17 protein-coding genes and 1 tRNA gene are annotated in these 24515 nt (G+C 64.7%); 3 read left to right on the top strand and 15 right to left on the bottom strand.

From position 1 onward, the window contains the following. Positions 1-183: 183 nt before the first annotated feature. The 8 genes from E8E91_RS24855 to E8E91_RS24820 form a co-directional block, all read right to left on the bottom strand. Complete coding sequence (locus E8E91_RS24855) at positions 184-1551, bottom strand: DUF1329 domain-containing protein (protein ID WP_280379649.1); 1368 nt, start codon at positions 1549-1551, stop codon at positions 184-186. A 61-nt stretch (positions 1552-1612) separates the two neighbouring features. Beyond that, entirely contained in the window at positions 1613-3646 is a 2034-nt protein-coding gene (locus E8E91_RS24850; protein ID WP_280379647.1) for a DUF1302 domain-containing protein, read from the bottom strand. A 520-nt stretch (positions 3647-4166) separates the two neighbouring features. Next, positions 4167-6824, bottom strand: a complete 2658-nt coding sequence (gene pepN / locus E8E91_RS24845; protein WP_280379645.1) for an aminopeptidase N — start codon at positions 6822-6824, stop codon at positions 4167-4169. Positions 6825-6979: 155 nt separating this feature from the next. Then, positions 6980-7810, bottom strand: coding sequence for a DUF2797 domain-containing protein (locus E8E91_RS24840; RefSeq protein WP_280379644.1), 831 nt, complete (start codon positions 7808-7810; stop codon positions 6980-6982). Beyond that, on the bottom strand, positions 7810-8070 hold the full coding sequence (locus E8E91_RS24835; RefSeq protein WP_190828545.1) for a DUF1315 family protein: 261 nt from the start codon (positions 8068-8070) through the stop codon (positions 7810-7812). Before E8E91_RS24835 ends, E8E91_RS24840 begins: the two co-directional genes overlap by 1 nt. Before the next feature lie 39 nt (positions 8071-8109). Continuing rightward, a complete protein-coding gene (locus tag E8E91_RS24830) occupies positions 8110-8976 on the bottom strand; it encodes a rhomboid family intramembrane serine protease (RefSeq protein ID WP_280379642.1) in 867 nt (288 codons plus the stop codon). Next, entirely contained in the window at positions 8973-9947 is a 975-nt protein-coding gene (locus E8E91_RS24825; protein ID WP_280379640.1) for a metallophosphoesterase, read from the bottom strand. The genes E8E91_RS24830 and E8E91_RS24825 overlap by 4 nt, the downstream gene beginning before the upstream one ends. Next, positions 9947-10834, bottom strand: a complete 888-nt coding sequence (locus E8E91_RS24820; protein ID WP_044875010.1) for an NAD(+) kinase — start codon at positions 10832-10834, stop codon at positions 9947-9949. Before E8E91_RS24820 ends, E8E91_RS24825 begins: the two co-directional genes overlap by 1 nt. A 94-nt stretch (positions 10835-10928) precedes the next feature. Here E8E91_RS24820 and E8E91_RS24815 point away from each other — a divergent pair, with 94 nt between their 5' ends. Next, positions 10929-11873 (top strand): DUF1853 family protein, encoded by a 945-nt coding sequence (locus tag E8E91_RS24815; protein ID WP_280379675.1) that lies wholly within the window; start codon positions 10929-10931, stop codon positions 11871-11873. A gap of 87 nt (positions 11874-11960) precedes the next feature. On the opposite strand, the gene E8E91_RS24810 is transcribed toward E8E91_RS24815, so the two are convergent. From E8E91_RS24810 to E8E91_RS24785, 6 genes are all read right to left on the bottom strand, one after another. After that, positions 11961-14228 carry an Ig-like domain-containing protein gene (locus tag E8E91_RS24810; protein WP_280379638.1) on the bottom strand — a complete coding sequence of 756 codons (2268 nt, stop codon included), beginning with the start codon at positions 14226-14228 and terminating at the stop codon, positions 11961-11963. Between the two features lie 26 nt (positions 14229-14254). Beyond that, positions 14255-15553, bottom strand: a complete 1299-nt coding sequence (locus E8E91_RS24805; protein ID WP_280379637.1) for a hypothetical protein — start codon at positions 15551-15553, stop codon at positions 14255-14257. A 486-nt stretch (positions 15554-16039) separates the two neighbouring features. Further along, entirely contained in the window at positions 16040-17146 is a 1107-nt protein-coding gene (locus E8E91_RS24800) for a cyclic nucleotide-binding domain-containing protein (RefSeq protein ID WP_280379635.1), read from the bottom strand. 4 nt (positions 17147-17150) lie between these two features. After that, positions 17151-18116: a pyridoxal-phosphate dependent enzyme gene (locus tag E8E91_RS24795; RefSeq protein ID WP_280379673.1), complete on the bottom strand. Its 966-nt coding sequence runs from the start codon at positions 18114-18116 to the stop codon at positions 17151-17153. Between the two features lie 70 nt (positions 18117-18186). Then, entirely contained in the window at positions 18187-19557 is a 1371-nt protein-coding gene (locus E8E91_RS24790) for a chromosome partitioning protein ParA (protein ID WP_280379634.1), read from the bottom strand. A gap of 259 nt (positions 19558-19816) precedes the next feature. Continuing rightward, the gene (locus E8E91_RS24785; protein ID WP_280379632.1) at positions 19817-21853 is read right to left on the bottom strand and encodes an NADPH-dependent 2,4-dienoyl-CoA reductase; all 2037 of its coding nucleotides are present in this window, start codon (positions 21851-21853) and stop codon (positions 19817-19819) included. A gap of 205 nt (positions 21854-22058) precedes the next feature. Between E8E91_RS24785 and E8E91_RS24780 the strand changes: the two genes are divergently transcribed. Together E8E91_RS24780 and E8E91_RS24775 are read left to right on the top strand one after the other, a co-directional pair. After that, positions 22059-22991, top strand: coding sequence for a hydrolase (locus tag E8E91_RS24780; RefSeq protein ID WP_280379630.1), 933 nt, complete (start codon positions 22059-22061; stop codon positions 22989-22991). Beyond that, positions 22988-24025 (top strand): AraC family transcriptional regulator, encoded by a 1038-nt coding sequence (locus E8E91_RS24775; RefSeq protein ID WP_280379628.1) that lies wholly within the window; start codon positions 22988-22990, stop codon positions 24023-24025. Before E8E91_RS24780 ends, E8E91_RS24775 begins: the two co-directional genes overlap by 4 nt. A gap of 252 nt (positions 24026-24277) precedes the next feature. Here E8E91_RS24775 and E8E91_RS24770 read toward each other — a convergent pair. Next, positions 24278-24354 (bottom strand) — tRNA-Asp (locus E8E91_RS24770). Between the last annotated feature and the right edge of the window lie 161 nt (positions 24355-24515).

Here is a 24515-nt window from a genome sequence, read left to right as displayed (position 1 = left end):
TTATAGGTGGACGCTGCCCAGGGCAGGCAGCGCACTAATCCTAGCCAGCTTTGGAAAGCGCGCACAATCAGCGGGACGTTATGTTTTGTTAAGCGCAGGTGGCGCTCTGTAACACGGCATTCCCGTTCCCCAAAAGAAAAAGGCCGCTACGAGTAGCGGCCTTTTTCATGGAGCACTGCGGGATCAGCGAGTACCGCGACGACGCAGGGCGGACGGCTTGAAGTAGCCATCGTCCGGCGTGGCCTGGGTGAAGTCGATGGTGGTCGGCTCTTCGTTGTCCAGGTTCTGCACGTGGTAGCGGCGGGCCTGCAGGTCGTGGAACACGTCGAGTGCGGACCAGGTGGTCGGCAGGTCGTAGTAGTTCTTCAGGTAGGCCACCGATACGCGCCACAGTTCACCACGGCCGTCGTACTGGTCGACCACAGCGGCTTGCCAGCTGTCCTCGTCGAGGAACAGGGTGCGCTTGGAGTAGATGTGGCGGGCGCCGGACTTCAGGGTGCCTTCCACGACCCACACGCGGTGCAGTTCGTTGCGGGTAAAGGCCGGGTTCAGGTGGCCAGGCTGCAGCAGGTCCTTGTACTTAACTTCAGGGCTGGAAACCTTGTAGTTGTTGTACGGGATGTAGATTTCCTTCTTGCCCACCAGCTTCCAGTCGTAACGGTCCGGAGCGCCGTTGAACATGTCGGTGTCGTCGGCGGTACGCAGGCCGTCGGCAGCAGCGATCGGAGTGTCATAGGCAAGGTTCGGTGCACGGCGCACGCGACGCTGGCCGGCGTTGTAGCCCCAGGCCTGGCGCGGTTCCTTCACCTGGTCAAGGGTCTCGTGGACCAGGGTCGCACCACCCGCCAGGCGAGCCGGGCTCTTGGTGAAGGACAGGTAGTAGAACAGGATGTTGTTCAGGTCGGCGTAAGTACCTTGCGGGTTGTAGTACTTGAACCGGGCTTCCTGCTGCGACGTCACCAGCGAGTAGTCGCCATTGCGCTGCACGGCCACTTCCGAGGCGCGGCGCACGATGTAGCTGCCGCGATAACGGGTGATGTGGTTCCACAGGGCCTCGACGCCGTTCTGCGGGATCGGGAACGGGATGCCGCCGTAGGCATCGGAGAAGCCGTTGCCGCCGTCCAGCAGTTTGGCGGTGGTGGCGTTCTTGACGGTGTTGTCATACACCCACTGCGGCGCGGAGCCGGAGCGGCGGGTCTGGTACACCGGCATCTGGAAGCTGTTCGGGTAGGCGTTGAACAGGGCGATCTGACCCGGGGTCAGGTTGGCCTTGTACTGGTCCAGGTTCGCCTTGGTGATGGTGAACAGCGGCTTGTCTTCCGGGAACGGGTCCGGATGGTGCTGGCCGGACTTGTAGCCTGCCGGAGCCTGGGTGATGCCACCGGTCCAGGCCGGGATGGTGCCAGCGGCGTTGCCGGCCTTCTCGGCACCGAAGGGGGTCAGGCTGGCGCCAAGCTTGGCGGCGTCCTGGGCCGAAACCGAGGCCAGGGCGGCGCTGGCGGAGAGCGCCAGGGCAACCGCGGCGCTAATCAGCGAAAGCTTTTTCAGCATGTGGGTTCTCCGTGATGAGTCTGTATCGGGCGCCGCCAGGGCGCCCGTATTGTTCTTGTGCTTAGAAGGAGTACTTGACGTTGAAGCCGATGTTGTCGCGGTCGCGTACCGAGTTGTTCTGGCCGCCGCCGTAGAACTCGGTGTACTGCAGTTCGGCTTCCAGGCTGTTCAGGTAGGTCGCCTTGACGCCGAGGGTGTAGGCCTTGCGACCTTCGATGAAGCTGCCGGTCTGGTAGGAGTTGCCCTCGAAGTCGTCCTTGTAGACGGCGTAGGGGGAGATGTTCACGCCGGCATAGACGTCGTTCCAGGTACCGGACACCAGCAGGGTGTAGCCGTAGGCGTTCTTGTTGACCTGGTCGTCGCGATCGCCACCGGATACGTAGGAGTTGTTGCCGCGGCCGGAGTAGTAGCGCTTCTGGCCGTTGAACGCGGTGTACTGCAGGTCGCTGCCGCGCAGGTGCTCGGACGCCAGTTCTGCCACGCCGATCAGGGAGTCGAAGGACAGCGACGGACCGAAGTTGTAGATGGTGCCCAGAGAGGTGTTGAAGGCTTCTACGCGTTCGGAGTTGTGAATCGAGTCGCCCAGTTGCACGTCCTGACCGCCAATGTTGACGGTGCTGCCGGACGCCAGTTGCGGCGCCTGGAGCAACAGGTCGCCCAGCAGGTCGTTGGTGGTGGCGATACCGATCGGCAGGTTCGGACGGTAGGCCAGTTCACCGAATACCGAGGCATCGCCCACGGTGGTGTTGAAGCTGAAGCCGTACATGCGGATGTCTTCGGCGTACTCACGACGGGCGTTGACCTGGTTGGCCACGTCGATGGTGGCCAGACCGCCCGCAGCATTCTGCACGTTGGTGGTCACGGTCTGCGCGAACAGATTCTGCACCTGAGGCGGCAGAGCCGGCAAAGCGGCGAGGAAGGAGTTGCCATCCGGGAAGCCCAGTTGCTGGGCGAATGCTGCGGCTACCTGATTGCGGATTCCAGGGGTCACGGCACCGGCGATCTGGGTCAGATTCAGGCCCTCGTAGTCGCCCAGGTCAGCCTGGATTGTCGGTTCCTTGGCGTGGTAGTTGACGAAGTAGAAACCAAATTCGGTGGAGTTCAGTTCTTCGGCGATGTAGCGCAGGGCCACGCCGAACTGACCGTCGTTCTTGGCGTTGATGTCCGGACGGATGGAGGCCACTTTGATATTGCCATTGGCATCGACGGTACGGCCGCCTTGCAGGCCGCCTACGCCCAGGCCGCTGAGCGCGGAATAAGTACCGGCCAGGGGCTGCAGACGCGGTTGAGTCGAATAGGCAGTGTTGCCGCCGTCAGCGAACAGGTCGGTCTCGGAGTAGTAGGTGCCCACCGGGTCGATGGCCGATTCTTTCCAGTTCCACTGGTAGAAGGTTTCCATCGACAGGTTTTCGGTCAGGCCGACGTTGAAGCTCAGGGCTTCCACCGGCACCAGCACTTCTTTCAGTTCGGAGCCCGGCAGGCGGAACTTGGCGGCGTCCACCGGGTTGGTGGTGTTTACGCCACCGCGGTAGAAGATGCCCTCACCCCAGTTGAACACCTGCTTGCCGATACGGCCGGTGACCGGCATGTCGGCCACGTCCCAGTTGCCATAGAGGTAGGCGTCGAGGATCTGCGCATCACGGCCGGCCTTGTGGCGGGTTTCATAAGTGAAGCTGTCGTCGTTCGGGAAGTTCTGGCTCGGCTGGACCGGGTTGTTGTTGTCCAGGTAGTCGTTGCGCTTGTCCATGATCTGGGTGTCATAGAAAGCAGTGCCACGAACGAACATGCCGTAGTTCTTGTAGGTCGCTTCCAGGTCGGAAGTGATCTTGTAGACCTCGGAGACCAGGCCGGTATCGAAGTTGCGGTTACCGTCGTTGGTGTTGATGTCGTCGTTGTTCTTGTCGCGACCCTGTACGCGCCACAGCTGGCCGTAGGAAACGGTGGTATCCAGAGAGCCGGAAATTTCGTCGTTGGCGAAGCTGAACTCCACTGCCTGGGCCTGGGCGGCTACTAGCAGGGGCAGGATACCGGCAAAGGCGAAACCTGCCTTGGCCGGTGCGAAACGCAACATGGGCTTGCGGGACTTGAGCTCCATCGAGTCTTACTCCGTGGACTGATCACTTTGTTATTGGCAGCCCGTCAGGCGGGCTTGTTTGTCCAGCCGCTTCGCGGCCTTGTCTTGCTTCGGCAGGAAATCCCCAGCGCAGAGCACACCCCGCTCGGAACGCACCGAAACAGGGCTGAATCATCAGCGGCTCTGCAACCATGGTGCCAAGTCGCAAATGCGCGTCAGAAAACTTCCACAAGACAAGCGACAAATTTCTGTCAAACAAGTGACTGATCATCCATTGATCAATTTCATTTTTTCTGTCCGATCTTGTCGGACGATCTGGCTCGATTTGTCACTCAAGATCACACTTGCAGGGCATGTACGCTCATACCAAAAGCTGTCTGGTCAAGCTATTTATGGCCTTTTCAGACTGCTTGCGCATAAACGCGCCCTGAATTATTTCCTTGAGTAACAAAAAAGTGTTACCGGAGCTAACCGGTAACACTTCAGGAAGGGAGAATTTCAGGAGGATGACAGCCCGCTTTCACGGGCTGTCGGAAGCGCGTCAGGCGAGGCTCTTGCTGACCACTTCGAAGACGTCGCTGGACAGCTCGCCGGAAGCGAGGATGCGCTCCAGCTCAGCCTTCATCAGCTGCTGGCGACTGGCGTCGTACTTGCGCCAGCGCGTGAGCGGCGCCAGCTGGCGGGAAGCGATCTGCGGGTTGAGCGCGTTCAGCGTGATCACATGGTCGGCAAGGAATCGGTAGCCGGCACCGTCGGCCCGGTGGAAGTTCACCAGGTTCTGGTTGGCGAAGGCGCCGATCAGGGCTCGCACCTTGTTCGGGTTCTTCAGGGTGAAGGCGGGATGCGCCATCAACGCCTGGACGCGCTCCAGGCCGCCCGGCAGGCCGCAACCGGCCTGGACGCTGAACCACTGATCCATCACCAGCGGATCGTCCTTGAAGTAGTCGGCGAAACGCGCCAGCGCATCGGCCTTTTCCTGCTCGAAGCCGGAATTCACCAGCACGGCCAGGGCCGAGAGGCGTTCGGTCATGTTGTCGCAGCCGTTGAACTGCTCCAGGCAGGCTTCCAGCACCTCGGCCTTGCCGCTCTGCATCAGGTAGGACAGGGCGATGTTCTGCAGGGTCCGGCGGGCGATATGAGCGGCCTCCGCCACGTAGCCGGTATCACGGGAGATCGCACGATTGGCCTGGAAACGGGCCAGCAACGGCTGGAACAGGGCCTCACCGATGGACTGGCGAGCAAACTCGCGGGCGGCGTGGATGGCATCCACATCGGCCACTTCGCTGATTTCGGTGAGATAGGCCTCGCTCGGCAGCGAGAGCATCTCGGCCACCATCGCCTGATCGAGGGATTCATCTTCCAGCAGGGTACGGAAGGCAGTGATCAGGCGCGGGTCCAGCACCAGCTTCTCGCCGCGCTGATGCTGGCCGATCAGCTCCTGCAGCACCTGCACCGACAGCTGCTGCGCGGCTTCCCAGCGATTGAAGCCGTCGGAATCGTGCTGCATGAGGAACATCAGTTGGTCGCGGTCGTAGGGGAAGGCGAGCTTCACCGGCGCCGAGAAGCCGCGTAGCAGCGACGGCAGCGGACGCTCCGCGATATCGACGAAGGTGAACGTCTGCTCGGCCTCGGTGACCGACAACACGCGATTGCCGCCCATCGCCTTGGCTTCGCCTGAGAGGCGCAGCGGCAGGTCATTGCCGGCAGCATCCAGCAGGCCCAGCTCCACGGGAATGACGAAGGGTTGCTTGTCCTTCTGGCCCGGAGTGGCCGGGCAGCTCTGGCGGAAGGTCAGGCTGTAGGTCTTCGCCGCCGCGTCGTAGCTGTCTTCCACCTGCAGGCGCGGAGTGCCGGACTGGCTGTACCAGCGTTTGAACTGGGCCAGGTCGACGCCATTGGCATCTTCCATGGCCTTGATGAAGTCGTCGCAGGTCACGGCCTGACCGTCGTGGCGTTCGAAGTAGAGATCGGTGCCTTTGCGGAAGCCCTCGGCGCCCAGCAGGGTGTGGATCATCCGCACCACTTCCGAGCCTTTCTCGTAGACGGTCAGGGTGTAGAAGTTGGAAATCTCGATGAAGGAGTCCGGACGCACCGGGTGGGCCATGGGGCCGGCGTCCTCGGCGAACTGGTTGGTGCGCAGGAAGGCCACATCCTCGATGCGCTTGACGGTGCGCGAGTTCATGTCGGCGGAGAATTCCGCATCACGGAACACGGTGAAGCCTTCCTTCAGCGACAGCTGGAACCAGTCGCGGCAGGTCACGCGGTTGCCGGACCAGTTGTGGAAGTACTCGTGTGCCACCACCGCTTCGACCCGCTGGTGCGCGGCGTCGGTTGCGGTTTCCGCCTTGGCCAGCACGCAGCTGGAGTTGAAGATGTTGAGCCCCTTGTTCTCCATGGCGCCCATGTTGAAGTCGTTCACCGCGACGATCATGAAGATATCCAGGTCGTACTCGCGGCCATAGACTTCCTCGTCCCAACGCATGGACTTCTTCAGGCTGTCCATGGCGTGCTGGACCTTGTCGATGTTTTCCGGCTCGACATAGATGCGCAGCGCCACGTCACGCTGGGTCATGGTGGTGAAGCTGTCTTCCACGCACCAGAGATCGCCCGCCACCAGGGCGAACAGGTAAGCGGGTTTCTTGAAGGGGTCTTCCCAGGTCGCCCAGTGCCGACCGCCCTCCTCCGCGCCGCTGGCCACCGGGTTGCCGTTGGACAGCAGTACCGGGTAGCGATGCTGTTCCGCGCTGACGGTGGTGGTGAACTTGCTCATCACGTCCGGGCGGTCGAGGTAATAGGTGATCTTGCGGAAACCTTCGGCCTCGCACTGGGTGCAGAACATCTTGCCGGACTTGTACAGGCCTTCCAGCGCGGTGTTGGTTTCCGGGTGGATACGTACGGTGCTGTCGAGGGTGAAGCTGGCGGCCACCGGTTGCAGTGTCAGGTGACTGTCTTCCAGCTGGTAATCGGCGGAGCCCAGCTCGCGATCATCCATGGACAGGGACAGCAGCTCCAGTTGCTGGCCATCGAGCACCAGCGGCGGCAGGCCCTCACCCCGTTCGGGGTTGCGGCGCATCACCAACTGGGCGTGGACCAGGGTGTGGTCCTCGTACAGCTCGAAGGTCAGGTTGGTCTCGTCGATCAGGTACTCGGGGGCCTGATAATCCTTGAGGTAGATGACTTTCGGTTGCTCGGTGCGCATGGTCGTCTCTTTGAATGCGAGGCGGCCCCGAAACCCTGGGCCGCTCTGGATGAATGGGTCAAGGTCGGAGTATGGCCTATTACCCCACCGACCTGATGACAAGGGCCTGCACGAACAGTCGTCGGGCGAAGGCGTTCTTCGCCCGGGACCCGGAGTTATGCGGCGCTGATGGCCAACTGGTAGGCCGTGAACTTGCGCAGGTTGATCACGCCGGTGTCGAGGATCAGGTACTGGCCCTTGATCCCCCGCAGCGTACCCTCCACCACCGGCGTCTTGTCCAGATCGAAGCTGACGACCTTGGTCGGATAGGCATCCACCGGATAGCTGATCTCGATGGGCTGGATATCGCCGACCGGCTGGATGGCCTGGAGGCCGAAACGGTCCTGGAGCGCGCGGATGCCTTCCGCGCAATGGTCGAACAGCTCGTCACGAATGCTCTGGAGATCCAGCGGCGGCGCTTCGCCCTTGAGCATGGCGCGCCAGTTGGTGCGGTCGGCCACCTGGCTGCGCAGCAGGTCTTCGACGAAGCCGGACTGCTGACGTGTGGCCACGCGCATGATCGGCAGGGCCTGACTGGCGCCCTGGTCGATCCAGCGGGTCGGCACCTGGTTGGCACGGGTAATGCCCACCTTGACGCCCGAGGAGTTGGCCAGATAGACCACATGGTCGGTCATGCAGAAGCGCTCGCCCCACTCCGGCTCGCGGCAAGTGCCCTGGTCATAGTGGCACTTCTCCGGGCTGACGATGCAGCTGTCGCACTGCGCCAGCTTGGTAAAGCAGGGGTAGCAGTAACCTTGGCTGAAGCTCTTCTTCGTCTTGCGCCCGCAGTGGATGCAATGAATGGCCCCGAGGAACTCGAGGCGCAGCTGCTTGCCGATCAGCGGGTTCGCCGCAATATCCGCCTCGCCGAGGCGGAAGCCGTATTGCACGGGTGTTTCAAGGCGCACCGACATCTTGCTGAGTGCGCCACGTCCTAATTCCAGCATCAGTGAACCGAATTCGACTTGAACAGGATATTGGGGATGGTTTCGGACTTGGAGCTGCACTCCTGCGGGCCCATGTAGCCGGTGCGCTCTTCCTCAGGCAGGTTCTTCAGCTCCCAGGCGATCACCGCCTGCAGCGACAGCTCCTTCTGCTCCTGGGTCAGCTTGCGGCCGTCCGGCCACTTGCCGATTTCCACGGCCAGCTTGAGGCTTTCGTAGACATCCTGGGTGATGTTGCTGATCAGATGGGCAAAAGACGACATGGGCGATTCGGGTCCTGGGAGTGGGACGGAGCGCGCATTCTACCGGCGCAGGCGCGCCAATGCACCGCCAAGCAGCCCGGTGGCGCAGCCGGCAACCAGGCCACCGACATGGGCACCGTTGGCAATGGCGCCAAAGCCCAGGGCGGTGATCAGGCCGGACAGGCAGATCAGCAGCCAGACCAGCATCATTGCCATCACACCCGGCGGCAACCGGTAGGCCGGGCACGGCGCCAGGCGCTGGAACACCCAGCAATGGCCAAGCAGACCGTAGAGCACGCCGGACAATCCGCCGAACAGGGTCGCGCCGCTGCTGAAGTACTGGGCGAAGTCCGATACCAGGCTGAAGCCCAGAGTCAGCACCAGCAGCATGAAGCCGCCCTGGCGCGATTCGATGCGCCGGCCCAGCTCCCAGAACCACATGCCGTTCATCGCCAGATGGAGAATGCCGAAGTGGATCAGCATCGGCGAAACCAGGCGCCACCACTGCCCCGCTTCCAGGCCCTCGGCCAGCGGCGAGAAGTAGACGTATTCGCCCTCGATCTGGAAGTCCTGGAAGCTCAGCCAGCGAATGACCGAGAAGTTGTCCCCCAGGTTGGTCAGCGCAGCAACTACCAGGGTGACCAGCAGCACCAGGCTGGTGATGCGGCTATGCATGAGCTGGGCGAAGAATCCTGCCCGTTCAGGTGCCTTCGGCGCCTCCGCTTGCAGCTGGAAATGCGGATCGCCGTCGGGGAAGCGCGCATAGAGTCCGCGCACCTGCTCCGCCAGTTGATCTCCAGGCACCCAGAGCACCTGCTCGCCGGATTCCTCGCTGACGCGGTAAGGCACTTCCAGGCGTTGCAACAGGGTTATGAAGCCGGAAAGGTCGACCGTCAGGGGCAACCGCAATACTTCCACCGCACTCATTGGGGCACCTCGGGACGCTCCACTTCCACCCAAACGAACTTGTCCGGGTCCAGCCGGCTTTCCTGGTCGAGCCGATAGGCCACCAGCTTGCCGTACATCACCGCGCTGTAGTCCAGGCAGGCCAGGTTGCCGCGAATGGGCGCCGGGCGGCCACGTCGCCAGTAATGGCCGACGAACAGCATGGGCTCCTGCGGTCCGTAACTGAGCAGGCGCGACTTGTGCGCCTGGGACAGGGGCTGGCTGGCGACCTGATCCGGCAAGGCGTCGGGCTGGAACACCACGTCGCCGTAGGTTTGCGGGTCCTCCGCCCAGAACTTGGTACGGAACACGGAACGGGTGAAGCCGTCGCTGCCGGTCAGGGTCATGCCACCGGGCAGCGGCAGGTCGGTACCGCGCAGCAGGCGATCGAACACGCGGCCGGCGAAGCTGGAGGAGTCGGTAGCGGCCTTGACGAAGGCTTCGTTGATCCGCCCGTCCGGATGCATGTCCCGCAGGGCGGCGATCATTGCGCTGTCCCAACAGGCATGGACCATTCGGAAACGGCCGCCATCGAGGAACAGCGGCAATTCGTAGAACCAGCCGAGGAAGTCCCGCCAGTCCGCCGGGTGGCCTTCGAACTGCTCCAGGGTTTCCTTGATCAGCCGGGTATGGCGCGGCGTGTGTTCACGGACGAAATGCCGGCCGCTGCCCGGTGGCGCGGGGGTGCTCCAGCCGAGTGCGTTGTATTCATGGTTGCCCATGATGCACAGGGCCTGCCCGGCCTCCACCATGGCGTGAACCGTGTGCAACGCCTCGCGGATGCGCGGGCCGCGGTCGATGATGTCGCCGAGGAACAGCGCCATCCGCTGCGGGTGCCGCCAGACGTCGCCCTGCTTGCGATACCCCAGGCGATCAAGCAGACGCTCCAGGGTATGGGCGCAACCGTGGACGTCGCCGATCAGGTCATAGCCACGGGCGGGATCGAGGCTCATCAGTCGCCTCCACCCAGTCGGCTGCCCCAGCCCAGCTTGGTCCGGCAGACCTCGTAGTAGTTGTGATCCAGCGGGTGGATCAGGCGCAGCTTCTGCGGCTTCTTGGCCACCGTGATGGTGTCGCCCGGGGCGCAGGTGAAGTGGTTCTGGCCGTCGCAGGACACCAGGGGGTAGATCTGCAGATTGGGCGAAACCACGATCTTCAGCTCACTGGTGCTGTCGACCACTATGGGCCGGCTGGAAAGGGTGTGCGGATACATGGGCACGACCACGATGGCGTCGAGCTTGGGATGCATGATCGGACCACCGGCGGACAGCGCGTAGGCGGTGGAGCCGGTGGGCGTGGCGATGATCAGGCCGTCGGCCTTCTGGCTGCAGACGAACTGGCCGTCGATGTGCAGTTCGAACTCGATCATCCGCGTCGACTTGCCGGGGTGCAGCACCACGTCGTTCAGTGCGTCGCCCTGGCCGATGGCCTCGCCGTGGCGGCGGACTTCGGCTTCCAGCAGGAAGCGCGTCTCGACGCTGTAGCGGCCGTCCAGCACCTCGGCCACCTTCACTTCCAATTCGTCGGGACGAATGTCGGTGAGGAAACCCAGGCTGCCGCGGTTGATCCCCAGCACCGGCACGTTGTGCCGCGCCAGGGCGCGGGCGGCGCCAAGCATGCTGCCGTCACCGCCGACGACGATCACCAGGTCGCACACCTCACCAAGGATCTTCCGCGAAGACGTCTGCAGGCCGTGACCTGGCAGCACTTCGGCGATGGTGTCTTCGAGAATCACGTGGAGATGGCGGTCCAGCAGGAATTTTTTCAGCCGGCGAATGGTGTCGAGCACGTGGGAACTACCCAGGCGACCGATGATGCCGATATTGCGGAATTGCTCCATGGGACTCCAGAACGGCATTGGCAAGGTGAGGAATGGCGAAATTATGGGGGATAGCAGCGGACAGCGGCAAACCGCCGTCGGCTATGCTCGCAGCATGCACGCCTTCGAATCGCTGACCGACCTGCCCCGACAACTGCACCATTGCGGTGTACGCGACCTGGCGTGGGCCCTGCTCTCTCCGCCGCTGCTCAGCCAGCCGCCCTGGCGCCAGCGCCATCCCCTCAGCGCCAGCGGCTGGTTCAGCCACCCCGATCGCCTCGCCGACTGGCTGTGCGGCCTCGACCGGCAACCCGCCGTCCTCGACCAATGGCTGGCGCAGGCTCCGAGCCGGCGCCTCGGCCTTTACTACGAGCGTCTCTGGCAATTCGCCCTGAACCAGGCCCCCGATGTGGAGCTGCTGGCGGCCAACCTGCCGATTCGCATCGCCGGCCAGACCCTCGGCGAGCTCGACCTGCTGCTGCGTGACGCCGAGGGCGTGCACCATCTGGAACTGGCGATCAAGCTCTACCTGGGACCGCGCCATGGCGACGGCAGCAACGCCTCCGAGTGGCTCGGGCCAGGCAGCCACGACCGTCTCGATCTCAAACTGGAGCACCTCAGCCAGCACCAGTTGCCGCTCTCGTCCAACCCGGAAAGCCGCCAGGTACTCGACCGGCTGGATGCCCAGCCGGCCAGCGCCGAACTCTGGCTGGGCGGCTATCTCTTCTACCCCTGGCCGGGGAACTGCACGGCACCACAAGGCGCCAACCCTGGCCACCTGCGCGGGCAATGGTTGCGCCAGAACGAGCTGGACGATTTTCTCGCGCAGACAACAGACGGCAACTGGCAGCCCCTGCCCCGGCAATCCTGGCTGGCGCCCGCCGTCAGCGAAGCCGAGGATCGCTGGAGCCCGGAGCGCTTCCAACACTGGCGCGAACAGTTGGAGGCGGACAGCCCCGCGCGCCTGCTGGTGCGACTGGTACCTGATGGGGATGGACGCTGGAAGGAAGCGGAGCGCGCCTTCGTGGTCAGCGATCGCTGGCCGCTGGCACCGCTGTAGGGTGCCAGCGGCCAGCCCCAGGCAAAGCGTTCCCCGAAAAGCACAGCGCCCGCAGCCGGAAAGGCCGCGGGCGCTGGTTCGATCCCCCTACTGCGAAACCACCGGACCGGTCCGCACGGTGCCGAAGGCCGAACGGGCCGTCGCACTGGGATTGTTGCCGGGCGCAATGCTGGAGTTGCTCACCGTCACCCGCCAGGTGCCGTTGGCCGCCGGCGTGGCGGTTCCCAGCAGGGTGACGCCGGAGTTGCTGGTCACTTCCACACGGATGCTATTGCCGGCTGGTCGCGACGTGGTGCCACTGATGTCCCAGTCATAACGCCGTACCGACGGCATCAGGATGCCGACGACGCCCGTGAGCAGCCCGCCCAGACCGCCTGTGGCACGCACCGTGGCCGAGGTGATCCCAAGGGTTTCCGCCGGCACCTGCACCGGCGCCACCAGCACACTGACGGTAGCCACCCCGGAGAGATTGCCCAGGCTGTCACGTGCGCGGTAGGTGAAGGTCGTGCTGAGTGGGCTGGCCAGGGCAGACGGCGGTGTATAGCTAACGCTGGTGCCGTTGCTGGTGACGCTGCCCTGCCCGACTGGCGGCTGGGCCAGACTGGCGACGGTCAGCGCGCTGCCTTCCGGATCGCTGTCGTTGGCCAGCACATTGATGGTCACCGGGTTCGGCGCGGTAGTGCTGGCTGAATCGTCTACCACCACGGGCGGCTGGTTGCCGGCCACCGTCACGGTCACGGTTGCCGGAGCGGAAAGCGCGCCCAGGCTGTCCCGCGCCTGATAGCTGAAGGTGGCGGTCAGCGGACTGGTCAGCCCGGCCGGCGGCGTGTAGGTCACCACAGCGCCATTGGCGCTCACGCTGCCATTGCCCGATGCCGGCTGGGTCAGGTTGGCGATAGCCAGGGGCATGTTGCCGTCGGGATCGCTGTCATTGGCCAGCACATTGATGCTGACCGGCGTGCCCAGGGCGGTACCGGCGGAATCGGCCACGGCAATCGGGGCCTGGTTGGCGGAGCCGCTGGGAGCGCCGACCACCACCACGGGCTCGGTATCGACACCCCCCGCAGCGGATTTCACCGTCACGTAGGCCGGCGGCTGGGCCACCTCGCTCACGACCAAGCGCTGCTGGCTGCCGGCGATCCGGGTCAGGGCGCCGAATCCCGCTGCAACCAGCACAGGCACCTGCACCTCATCGCTGGAGCTCGCGTCGATGGTCAGGGTGCGATCGGCCGCTGAATAGCGCGCACTGCTGATCGCCACCTGGTCCGTCAGCGGCTGGCTCAGGGTGGTGGCCGCGGTCACCCCGCTGCTGTCGGTGGCGGTCACCACCACCTGCGGCGGCAGGCTGGCCGGATTGCTGTCCAGGCCGAAGAAGGTGCCGCTGCCGCTGCCGGCCATCTGGAACTGGCAAGGCGACGGCGGATCGCCCACCAGGTCGATGGACTCGCGGAAGCACAGGCTGGCGCCGGCGGTGGAATTGCCGAACACCGAGATCCAGGTGCGCCCGGCGCTGCGGCTGTAGCTGGCACGCGGGACCTCCAGCGCGGTGCCCGTGCGGCTGCTCAGGACCTTGCCGGACAGGCTGAACAGGCTGGTCTGGGCCACCCGGCCGCCGGGGCCTTCGATGCGTACGTAGTTGGTGCCGAATGGGCTGCCGGTGACCTGCTCGGTGAGGTTGGGGTCGCCGATGAAGGTTTCCACCACGCCGGTCTGAGGATCGGTTTCCCGGTACGGGCCGTTGCGGCTCACCAGGTACGGTCCGACGTTGCCGGCCAGGGCGCCACGAAAGTCACCCGGAGCACCGATGCCGATGTCGCGGGTCATATTGATCGCGCGGCGGCCGGTTGTGGTGACGTTGAAAGTTTCCACGCCGTAAGGGTGGATGACCCGGTAGGTCCCCGTCACGGGCGCAGTCACGCGAATCCGGATGCGCGCGAAGCTCTGCTGGTCGCCCTGGCGCGGAATCTCTCCGGCGAAGGCCGCCTCGACACCGGCGACATAGGTTTCCAGCTCGATGCCGTTGCCCGGATCGTCGATTTCCGCCTCGGCGAGCATCCAGAAGCTTTCATCCGGGAAGTTGCCGGGGAAGGCGATGGGCTTGGTGTCGTCGAAGATGCCGGGGTTGGGCAGCAGCGTACACATGTAGCTGCCTGGTGCCCTTGAACTCATTGCCTTGGACAGGCACAGCTCCAGTTTCAGCTTCGCCGCGTCCGAGTCGGCCCGATCCTGGTACCAGAGGGGAAAGCCGCCGGTCGCCGCGGTGTAGGGACCGGGGTCGACAGCAGCGAGCTGGGCCTGCGCGCCCGTGGCGCCAAACCCCAAAACCATCGCAAGAACTATTGGCCACTTGTGCATGACAGTCTCCAATCAGGGGTTGGCGCTCAGGGAAGGATCCGCACTTCTTCGGTGTCACGACCGCCGTTGGCGGACACCACCGTGACCCGTGCCGGGGGAATAGGCATGACCACCTGCTGCAGGCGCCCGCCTGCCAGCGCGCCGACGCCCTCGACCGCCAGGCCCGGCTGACCGGTGCGGTCGCTGGAGGCGGCTTCGACAGTCAGGGTGTTGCTGGCCAGGCTGTACTCGGCACGGCTGATGGTCACCACGTCCACCAGTGCGCTGCTCTTGGTGGTGGCCAGGCTGCCGGGCACCACGACCGAGTTGTCGGCGGTGACATTCACGCTGCCAGGACCGCCGGGATCTCGGGGCGACTGGCCATACCAGGCTCCCAGGGCAGTGCCTTTCATGGCGGAGGGGGTACCGCCGGCATCGGTGAAGCTGGCAGTGGCGGTGGGTGGCGGCGCCAGGACGAAGACATCCTGTTGCGCCTGCCCTGCCCCGTTCTCGCCGCGGGAATAGGTGCTGCGCGACACCTCCAGGGGCGTAGGCAGCTCAACGCCGGAGAGCTTGCCCGACACGTTGAACAGCTGGGTTTCCAGCCGCAGCCCGTTCGGTCCCTCGATACGCACGAAGTTGGTGCCGAAGGGGCTGCCGGTTACCGCCTCGCTCAGGCTCGGGTCGCCGACGAAGGTTTCCACCAGCCCGGTATCCGGGTTGGCTTCCTGATAGGGGCCATTGACGCTGCGCAGGAAGGGGCCGACATCGCCCTTGAGAGCACCCTTGAAGTCCCCAGGCGCGCCGATGCCGATATCACGGGTCATGTTGATGGCACGGGTTCCGGGCGCATCCACCTGAAACACGTCAACACCGTATGGGTGGGTCACGGTATAGGTGCCGGAGCTGGGCACCGTCACGCGGATACGAATGCGGGCGAAGCTGATCTGGTCGCCTTCGGCCGGCAACTCGCCATTGAAGGCCGCCTCCAGGGCCGAGACATAGAGCAGGTCGATGCCACTGGCGGCATCACTGATGAGGGTTTCCCCGGTGAACCAGAAGGCCTCGTCGGGAAAATTGCCGGGGAAACTGATGGGCCGGGTGTCGTCGAACACGCCGGAGCTGGGAATCAGGGTGCACATGTTGTTGCCCGGCACCCTGGAGCTCTTCGCCCTGGACAGACAAAGGTCCAGGGTCCGGCCATGGGTGTCCTGGTACCAGGCGGCGAAGAAGCCGTTGGCACTGGTGGGAGCGTTCTGGTCCACCGCGTAGAGCGCTGCCCGGACCGGCTGCAGACCAACGCCCAGGATTAGCGAAACTGCGACTCTTGTGGCTGTTATGCGCATGACATTGCCCTTCTATGCTGGTGAGTTTCAGCCGTAGAAATGCCTGGGCGCCGGCCACGAGGAGACCCCCTCGGGAAGTTGCCCAAGTGCGGACGAAGTAGTGGGAAACGCGGCGACAAGAATTGGGATTGCAGTTTCCGGCCTGTTACCGGAAGGCACTGCCATGGCCCCGGCGATGGCGCCGCACCGACGGAAACCAGCCACTCCGGCAGGAATGGGGCATCCGCGTCATCAGCGTCGTAGAGGGGCTGGGGGCGCGCAACAGTATCAAGTCGATAGTCGGAAAGTTAGACCGAAACTGGTCACCCGAAAGTGGGCGCCGGATATGCGCTGCAAACTTCCAGCGCAACTTCGGAGAAACTGCCGCCCCAGGCGACGGCATCAACTTTCGCGAACTTCAGGTTAGCGGTGGAAAACTTCACCAGTGAACTTGGATATCCCCAGTTGTGGGGTGGGAAATGAACCTGTCTATTCGACGCAAGGGGATCAGCGGCTGCGTTCGATCCGGCCGCCGGAACGGGCCAGGTAGCCAGAGCCGGTCTCGCTGATCAGCGCATCCCGCTGCAAGGCCGGCAAGGCGTCCAGACCGTCCCGCAGCGCGTAGGCGCGAAAGCCCAGTTGGGAAAGCATGAACACCGCACTGGCGCTGCGCTTGCCGCTGTCGCAATAGCAGAGATAGGTCCCGCCGCCGTTCAGCAGCCGCGCCTTCAGGCGCAATAGATGCAGGGGCATGTTCAGGGCCTGGGGCGCATGGGCGCGCTCGTATTCCTCTTGCAGGCGCACGTCCAGCCATTGGCCGCCGCTACCCAGCATGCGCACCGCTTCGCCGAAGCTGACCTCATCCACTACCGGAGCCTTGAGCAGTTCGAGGAAGTCCTCCCGGTCCAGCCTTTGCAGCACACTGTCTTCCAGCAGGGTGACACTGGCGTTGCGCGGGCAGTCTCCCAGCAGCGCTTCCTCGCCGAAACAGGCGCCCACTTCGAGCTCGGCCAGCAACTGCTGCTCGCTGCCGGCACCACGAATGACTTCGGCGCGGCCGGACTGCAGGAAGTAGCAACAGTCCCCGGTCTCCCCTTCCCCCATTACCTGACTGCCTGCTGGCAGCTCCACCCGCCGCAGGCGCTCCAGCATGCTGCGCACGTTGGCGGGCGGCACCCTGGCCAGCAATGGGCTGGCGAGCAGGGTTTCCAGCCACTCGCTGTCGCCAGCCTGGCTGAGTTCCAGCATCAGGTCCTGGTGGGTCGAGCCCCAGGTGAGCTGGCGCGCCAGCATGGCGCTGTCGATGGCAAGCAGGGAGCAGTCGCGAAGCGCCAGGGCTTCGTGCAGACGCGGCAGGGTCGGGGAAATGGGATGGCAACTGGCTTCGCTGCCCGCTTCCAGCCGCGTCTCGACGCCATCGGCGTCCCGCAGGAGCAGTTCGCCGGACAGCAAGTACCAGGTCACGCGCGCATGGTCTTCACGCCGGAACAGCAGTTGCCCGGCCAGCAAGGGCTGGGGCACGAGCTGCGAGCGCAATTCGCGCCACTGCTGGTCGGACAGGGCATTGAGGGGAATGAGGCTGCGCAGTTGCTGGGGAATCAGGGGTTCGCTCATGGAGTCATCCTTGTGCTTCCACTGCCCGGTCAGTGTAGCCGGCCAGTCGCAGCAATTCGTCGTGCAGGGCCCTGCGCCCTTGCAGGCCGCCGGTGTGGAGCAGCACCAGGCGACTGCCCGAGGGGATTCGGCCGGCGCGTGCTTCGTCGTGGATGGCCAGCAGGGCCTTGGCGGTATAGAGGGGTTCCAGGTCGATTCCGCCGTCGCTCTCGCAGTCCAGCAGGAAGCGCGCAAGCTCGGCATCCAGTCGGGCGAAGCCGCCGCGGCTGGCGTCGATCAATCGGTAGCCCGCATCGGCGCAGCCGGCCTCGGCGAGGATGGCGCTCACCTGCTCGGCCACACCGTGGTCCGCCGGTACCGCCAGGGCGCCGATCACCGGATGGGCGCCCGCCTCGCCCAGCACCAGCCCGGCCAGGGTGGTGCCGGTGCCGGCAGCGGTCCACAGGCTGTGGTAATCCTCCCAACCCAGGGCGGGAAGCTGCTCGCGGATCATCGCCACCAGAGCGGCGCAGCCCTGGGCGCCCGGCAGGCCGCCCCCGCCTTCGGGCACTGGCTGGTAGCGCGGGTAGCGCTGCCGCCAGGGTTCCCAGAAACCAGCCTGGTGGCGCGCCCGATAACCGCCGTAGCCCAACCAGTGCAACTCCATGCCGAAACGGCGGAGATCCTGCACGGTCGGCGTGTCCTGGGGTTCGCCACGCAGCAATCCGACGGTGGGAAAACCGAAACGCGCACCAGCGGCGGCCAGCGCGTGCAAATGGTTGGAGTGGGCGCCGCCCAGGCTGATCACGCCCTCGGCACCGTCATTTCCAGCCCTGGCCAACCAGGGCGCCAGCTTGAACCACTTGTTGCCGGAAACCAGCGGGTCCAGTGCATCCAGGCGCAGCACGGCCAGCTCCAGCCCGACGGCGTCCAGCCAGGGCAGGCGCAAGGGCTCGAGTGCGGCTCGGGGATTCCAGTCAGGCAGGATCAGGGGCAAGGTCGAGTCCGTTGGCGTCCAGGGAGGGGGCGCAAGGATAAATCAGGCGCAGGTGCGATTCCGCTCAACCGGCGGTGCGCAAGCGCCCTCCCGAGCGATGCCGGGGGCAGCAGTTGGATTCGCCGGCGACGAAGCGACTGGGAGCTTCGATGCGGTCGATCGGCATGCTGCAGCGCTCGCCGCTGGGCAGGCTCGCCTCACAGGTGGGCTGCTGGTAGTGGGCCAACCATTGGCGGTACTGGTTCTCGGAGACGAAGCACTTGGCGGCGGCGTAGGCCTGGGGGTTGTCCTGGTATCGGGCGATATCGGCCAGCGGAATGGTCAGGTGGCCGGCGCCGGGGTGGTAGACCACGAACACAACGCCCAACTGGGCCAGACGCTCCAGCATCTGCTGCCCGGATTGGGACTCCAGTGCCTCGCAATCCTGGCGCAGACGATTGAGCTCGACCTGGAGCTGGGCGTCCAACTGGTCGCGATAGGCCAGCTCGACATCGCGGATGGCCAGCTGCTCGCGATACTCGGATACGGCAGCGGCGACCCGTGTTTGCAGTTCGCTTTCGAACTGGGCGCGAAGGATGTCGGCCTCGGTGCGCCCGTGGCGCTCCAGGGCACGCAATTGCAGGTTCATTTCCTCACGGCTGGCCTGATGGCGCTCCGACTCGCTGTCGAGCTCGGCACGCAGGCGGGCATTGGCCTCTTCCTGCTCACGCAAGGCATGCTGCAGCGCGCGGATCTGCTCCTGCAGCGCCGAATGGCTCTGGTCGGCGTCGTGGCGCACGCGGGCAATGGCTTCTTCGTTCTGCTGGCTGAGGGAGCTGAGGCGAAGACGCTGCTGGCGGACCAACTGGGCGGTCTTCAGGCGGTGCTCCTTTTCCATTTTCTCCGCCAGTTGCTCGGCCATCTCCTTGGTGATTTCCGGCGGGGCGTACCAGCTGTCTTCCGGTGCCACCTGGAGCTTCTCGGCATCCAGCACCTTGGGCAGCTCTTCTTCCACCAGCACACCGAGGTTATTGAGCTTGATGGCGTCGCGCAGCAGCGCCAGGTCGTTGCGATCGGCATTCAGGCTCGGGTCCCACAGGTGCATCTGCTGCCAGGACACCGGACACTGGCTGCGGCAGGCCAGGCGAATGGGACCGGCGCCAAGATCAGGACCACGGCCAGCGCGCTCGGCCAATTGCCGCAGCGGCAGGTTCCAGCCGGTATCGGCACGACCCTCTTCGTCGAAGTCGAGGTAGAAGAAGACCGCCGCCCGAACCTGCAGGCGCGGGCTGATCATCAGGTAGGCCAGTTGCATCTGGCAGTCGGCGAACTCCGGCAGGCCGACCACCCCGTCGAGGATGGCTTCGAATTCCGAGTAGAGCATCTGCTTGCAGATGCCGCGGTCGTTGAAGAACACGACGGCTTCCACCGTTTGCGGTTTCTTCAGCATGCTCATCGCTCTACCTCTGGCTCTGCGCGGTGAATCACGGCGGACATTGATGGGGGCTTGGTGGCACGGTTCTTTCGTCCGCACACACTGATCCGGACTTTAGAAAAGTCTAGGGGATATTAGTCGTCGAGCAATGTGACTGGGTTGGCAGAGCCCTACCGCCGCAACCTGTCGGACCAGCGGCAAAGCAAAAGTGTGACGTGGTTGGAACTGGAAATGAAACCGCCCGGCAAAAAGCCGGGCGGCTGGGGGCCGGAGGCGCGACTCAGAGCTCTGCGGCGAGGCGCGAGCCTTGGTTGATGGCACGCTTGGCGTCCAGTTCGGCGGCCACATCGGCGCCACCGATCAGGTGCACGCTCTGGCCGGCTGCCACCAGGCCTTCGTGCAGCTCGCGCAGCGGGTCCTGGCCGGCGCAGACGATCACGGTGTCCACCGGCAGCACCTGGGCTTCACCCTCGGCCACGCGGATGTGCAGGCCGGCGTCGTCTACCTTGAGGTACTCCACCGCATTGAGCATCTGCACCTGCTTGTTCTTCAGGCCGGTGCGATGGATCCAGCCGGTGGTCTTGCCGAGGCCGTCGCCCACCTTGCTCTTCTTGCGCTGCAGCAGGAACACCTGACGTGCCGGCGCATGGGGCTGGGCCTTGATCCCGGCGATACCGCCACGGGCTTCCAGGGCGCCGTCGATGCCCCACTCCTTCCAGAAGGCTTCGCGGCTCAGGCTGGTGGATTCACCCTTGTGGGTGATGAATTCGGATACGTCGAAGCCGATACCGCCGGCACCGATCACCGCCACCTTCTGCCCGACCGGCTTGCGCTCGAGGATGGCGTCCAGGTAGCTGATCACCTTCGAATGCTCGATGCCGGGGATTTCCGGAGTGCGCGGGCTGATACCGGTGGCGAGGATGATTTCGTCGAAGCCGCCCTGGGCCAGGTCATCGACCGAGACACGGGTGTTCAGACGCAGGTCGACGCCGGTGGTTTCCAGCTTGCGCTTGAAGTAGCGCAGGGTTTCGAAGAACTCTTCCTTGCCCGGCACGCGCTTGGCCACGTTGAACTGGCCACCGATTTCGCCGGCCGCGTCGAAAAGGGTCACGCTGTGGCCACGCTCGGCAGCGACGGTGGCAGCGGACAGGCCGGCCGGGCCAGCGCCGACCACGGCGATCTTCTTCGCCTGGGTGACCGGAATGTAGTTCAGCTCGGTTTCATGGCAGGCGCGCGGGTTGACCAGGCAGCTGGTCAACTTGCCGCCGAAGGTGTGGTCCAGGCAGGCCTGGTTGCAACCGATGCAGGTGTTGATCTCGTCGGCGCGGCCTTCAGCAGCCTTGTTGACGAAGTCCGGGTCGGCGAGGAACGGACGGGCCATGGACACCATGTCGGCGTCGCCTTCAGCCAGGACCTGCTCGGCCACTTCCGGGGTATTGATGCGGTTGGTAGTGATCAGCGGAATCTTCACCGCGCCCTTGAGCTTGGCGGTGACCTTGGTGAAGGCCGCACGCGGAACCTTGGTGGCGATGGTCGGGATGCGCGCTTCGTGCCAGCCGATGCCGGTGTTGATGATGGTCGCGCCCGCGGCTTCGATGGCCTTGGCCAGGGTGACGATCTCGTCCCAGGTGCTGCCGCCTTCCACCAGGTCGAGCATGGACAGGCGGAAGATGATGATGAAGTTCGGGCCAACGGCCTCACGCACGCGGCGGACGATCTCTACCGCCAGGCGCATGCGGTTCTCGTAGCTGCCACCCCAGCGGTCGGTACGCTGATTGGTGTGAGCGGCGAGGAACTGATTGATGAAGTAACCCTCGGAACCCATGATCTCGACGCCGTCGTACTCGGCCTTCTGCGCCAGCACGGAGCAGGTGACGAAATCCTGGATCTGCTTCTCGATGCCCGCTTCATCCAGCTCGTTCGGCTTGAAGGGGTTGATCGGCGCCTGGATGGCCGACGGCGCGACCTGCTTGGGGTTATAGGCGTAACGGCCAGCGTGGAGGATCTGCATGCAGATCTTGCCGCCCGCCTCGTGCACCGCGCGGGTGACGATCTTGTGCTTCTCGGCCTCTTCCTCGGTGGTCAGCTTGGCCGCGCCGGCATAGACGCCACCTTCAGCGTTCGGACCGATGCCGCCGGTCACCATCAAGCCGACGCCACCACGGGCGCGCTCGGCGAAGTAGGCAGCCATGCGCTCGAAGCCATGGGGCTTTTCTTCCAGGCCGGTGTGCATGGAGCCCATCAGGGTGCGGTTGCGCAGGGTGGTGAAGCCCAGGTCCAGGGGGGCGAGCAGATGCGGGTAACGGGTGGCGGTCATGGTTCCTCCACAACAGGCGGTGCTATTCACGAAAGTGCCCCTGGCCTCGGAGGGCCGGAGTCGGTTGTGGGGCAGACGATAAAGAGCCGCCACTGCCCGCTCAATGATCGGAACTGACAAGTTACTGATCGAAAATGACAGCGACCCTTGGCAACCGGCAGCGCGTCCCCTACCCTGATCGGCATTCCCCAGCCCCGGACATTCCATGCGCAAACTGCTGACGCCCCTGATCGCCGCCATCCTGGTGAGCTGCCTGACCGCCTATGCGGTATGGACCGGCGAACGCCCGCGCGTCCACTACCTGTCCGATCTGCGCGCAAGCCTGGCCAGCGACGTCGGAGCGGCCAGCGCGAGCGGCAACCTGCTGGCGATCCGCCCGGAGCTCTACCCCAGCGACTACCGCGACCCCGACCTGCTGCGCATGAAGCTCGTGGCGGCCCTCGACCAGGCCCGCGCCCAGGGCCTGCTCAATGAAAGGACCGTGGTTGCCCTGCCCGACCACATCGGGACCTGGCTGCTGCTGCGGGACGAGAAACACAACCTCTACCAGGCCCGCACCTTCACCGAGGGCAGCCGCCTGCTCACCCTCAGTCACCCGACCCTGCTGGGCCGCCTGTACCTCCAGGGCCAGGACCTGGAGGAAGCCCTGCTGCGCGCCAAGGCCCGGCGCATGGCACGGGATTACCAGAAGCTGTTCAGCCGCCTGGCTGGCGAATACCGGGTCACCGTCCTCGCCGGCTCCATCCTCCTGCCCTCGCCCTACCTCAAGGAAGGCAAGTTGCGCAGCGGCCATGGCGACCTCTACAACCTGGCCCTGGCCTTCTCCCCGGACGGCGACCTGCTCGGCGAACCCTTCAGCCAGCCCTGGCGAGAGAGCACTCGCAACGAATCACGCCAGCAACTGCAGACCGTCAGCGGCCAGGTGACCATTACGCGCAGTTGGGCTTCGGGCTATCCGCAGAGCGAGGTCACCCTCAGCGACGGCCAGACCAGCGCCAGCGAAGCACTCTTCCTCCGCGGCCGGCTCTGGCCCCTGCACGATGCACCGGCCGGCAGTGTGCTGACCCCCATCGGCGCCCCGCAGGCCAGCAAGGCGCCGGGTAGCCACCTGCTGAATGCCTGGCTGGGTGCCCGGTGAAAACGCAACGGGTGAAGCTGGGCGACCTCTCCGTGAGTTCCGTACTCAGCATGGCAGCGGCGCTTGAACAGGCCGGTCACTGCGCGACGGACCTGCTGGAGCGCTTCGGTCTGGATGCCGCGCGCTTCGCCGAGCCCCATGGGCGCTTGTCGATCCCACGCTTCATGCGCCTCGGCCATGCCGCCATCCAGCTTTGTGGCGACCCCGCACTCGGCCTGGCCATGGGCCGCCTCAGCCGCCTCAGCCAGCTCGGGCTCGCGGGCGTCTGCGCCGAACAGGCCCCCAACCTGCGGGAAGCAGCCCGCGCCCTGGCCCGTTACGAACTGCTCTACGCCAGTAACTATCGCGGGCAGTCGAGCTTCCACGAGGACGCCAAGGGCGCGTGGCTGCGCTTCTATTCCATCAGCCCCTACAACGCCTACAACCGCTTCGTCGTGGATTCGGTATTGGCGGGCTGGCAAAGCCACCTGAGCCAACTGGCAGGAGCGGGGATCCGCATCGAGAAGGTGGAGATCGAGTTCCCGGCACCTGACTACGCCGAGCGCTATAGCGAACATTTCGGCTGCCCGGTGGAGTTCGAGGCCAGCGCCAACCAGCTGCGACTGTCCCAGGACACCCTGGCGCTGCGCGGCAGCGAACACTGCCCGAGCACCTGGCGGCAATTGCTGGATATCTGCGAGAGGGAGCTGCTGCAGCTGACCCGCACCCGCAGCCTGCGCGAGCGCATCACCCAGTTGCTGGGGCCGCTGCTGCACGGACGGGAACCGGATCTGGAAGAAGTGGCGGCGCGCCTGCAGATGCCCAGCTGGACCTTGCGCCGCAAGCTGGCGGAGGAAGGCACCCAATACCGTGCCATCCTCAATGAAACCCGCCGCGACCTGGCCATGGCCTACATCCGCGACACCGAACTGGCCTTCGGCGAAATCGCCTACCTGCTCGGCTTCGCCTCGGCGGAAGCCTTCCAGCGCGCGTTCAAGCGCTGGAGCGGCAGCACTCCAGGCGAGTTCCGCCGCGCCCAGCGCCAGGCAGGCTGATCACATTTCGGTGGCGTCGTCCGCCGGTTCTACCGGGTCCTGCTCGCCAGCGTGAAAGTCGAGAATCTCTTCCTGGTAGTCGTCCATCACGTGCTCCTCCTGGTTTCGACAGAGGTCATGGAAACAAAACCCGTGCCAGGAATGTAACGATTGCAGGTGACCGGAAAATTACCCCTGCGGAGCAGAATCGAAAAATGTGGAAGCGAGAAAAGAAAAAGCCCCCAGGTATTGCTACCTGAGGGCTTCTCTATATGGCGCAGCGGACGGGACTCGAACCCGCGACCCCCGGCGTGACAGGCCGGTATTCTAACCGACTGAACTACCGCTGCGTGTCGGTTGGACTTGCGTCCGATGAAACCTTTGCATCGTCTGGCGACCTGGCCCTGTGGACCTTGCCACCTCATGCCCGAGCAACTCGAACATGGGAAATATGGCGCAGCGGACGGGACTCGAACCCGCGACCCCCGGCGTGACAGGCCGGTATTCTAAC

The organism is Pseudomonas sp. BN515 (genome assembly GCF_029873155.1).
Taxonomy (GTDB): Bacteria; Pseudomonadota; Gammaproteobacteria; order Pseudomonadales; family Pseudomonadaceae; genus Metapseudomonas.
Note: the sequence above shows the minus strand (reverse complement) of the source record. Positions and strands in the feature narration are given on the sequence as shown.

Coding starts and splice junctions, on each gene's coding strand:
- E8E91_RS24805 (WP_280379637.1), bottom strand. CDS start 15,553: ATGCGCATAACAGCCACAAGAGTCGCAGTTTCGCTAATCCTGGGCGTT.
- pepN (WP_280379645.1), bottom strand. CDS start 6,824: ATGCGCACCGAGCAACCGAAAGTCATCTACCTCAAGGATTATCAGGCC.
- E8E91_RS24800 (WP_280379635.1), bottom strand. CDS start 17,146: ATGAGCGAACCCCTGATTCCCCAGCAACTGCGCAGCCTCATTCCCCTC.
- E8E91_RS24790 (WP_280379634.1), bottom strand. CDS start 19,557: ATGAGCATGCTGAAGAAACCGCAAACGGTGGAAGCCGTCGTGTTCTTC.
- E8E91_RS24830 (WP_280379642.1), bottom strand. CDS start 8,976: ATGAGTGCGGTGGAAGTATTGCGGTTGCCCCTGACGGTCGACCTTTCC.
- E8E91_RS24825 (WP_280379640.1), bottom strand. CDS start 9,947: ATGAGCCTCGATCCCGCCCGTGGCTATGACCTGATCGGCGACGTCCAC.
- E8E91_RS24815 (WP_280379675.1), top strand. CDS start 10,929: ATGCACGCCTTCGAATCGCTGACCGACCTGCCCCGACAACTGCACCAT.
- E8E91_RS24855 (WP_280379649.1), bottom strand. CDS start 1,551: ATGCTGAAAAAGCTTTCGCTGATTAGCGCCGCGGTTGCCCTGGCGCTC.
- E8E91_RS24835 (WP_190828545.1), bottom strand. CDS start 8,070: ATGTCGTCTTTTGCCCATCTGATCAGCAACATCACCCAGGATGTCTAC.
- E8E91_RS24780 (WP_280379630.1), top strand. CDS start 22,059: ATGCGCAAACTGCTGACGCCCCTGATCGCCGCCATCCTGGTGAGCTGC.
- E8E91_RS24850 (WP_280379647.1), bottom strand. CDS start 3,646: ATGGAGCTCAAGTCCCGCAAGCCCATGTTGCGTTTCGCACCGGCCAAG.
- E8E91_RS24840 (WP_280379644.1), bottom strand. CDS start 7,810: ATGCTGGAATTAGGACGTGGCGCACTCAGCAAGATGTCGGTGCGCCTT.
- E8E91_RS24820 (WP_044875010.1), bottom strand. CDS start 10,834: ATGGAGCAATTCCGCAATATCGGCATCATCGGTCGCCTGGGTAGTTCC.
- E8E91_RS24785 (WP_280379632.1), bottom strand. CDS start 21,853: ATGACCGCCACCCGTTACCCGCATCTGCTCGCCCCCCTGGACCTGGGC.
- E8E91_RS24810 (WP_280379638.1), bottom strand. CDS start 14,228: ATGCACAAGTGGCCAATAGTTCTTGCGATGGTTTTGGGGTTTGGCGCC.